This is a genomic window from Vibrio neptunius (genome assembly GCF_000967495.1).
Lineage (GTDB): Bacteria > Pseudomonadota > Gammaproteobacteria > Enterobacterales > Vibrionaceae > Vibrio > Vibrio neptunius.
This window is the reverse complement of sequence record NZ_JXXU01000123.1, coordinates 1-342: the sequence shown is the minus strand read 5'-3', so window position 1 is coordinate 342 and position 342 is coordinate 1. Positions and strand designations below refer to the sequence as shown.

1 protein-coding gene is annotated in these 342 nt (G+C 56.1%); it reads right to left on the bottom strand.

Going from position 1 to position 342, the window contains the following annotated elements; translation table 11 throughout:
• A partial coding sequence (locus TW84_RS24710; RefSeq protein ID WP_045977988.1) for a hypothetical protein occupies positions 1–342 on the bottom strand: 342 nt, incomplete at both ends.

Below are 342 nucleotides of genomic sequence, written 5' to 3'. Positions count from 1 at the left end.
CCGTGACGCCGTCTGTGTCTGCAAACGTCAGTACCACTTTCGCCGAATCGCCTGATTGGGTCATGCTGCCTTTCACCGTCGCCACCCCTGCGCTCACCGTTACCTCGTTTATGGTCACTACTGGCTGCAACGCAAACTGGTGGTCCGTGTTCTCCGTACCTGGGTTGCCTGATGCGTCTTCGAACCCTTTGATACTCAGTGGCAAGGATTCCGCTTTCGCAGCAGTGCTGCGAATGTTGACCTGACCTACCCACACTGTTTTAGCCGTGCTGACTGCGTCCCAAATAATGGCCTCATCGCCCAGTTGGCTGCCTGAAGGTTGCGTCACCGCCTCATCAAAAG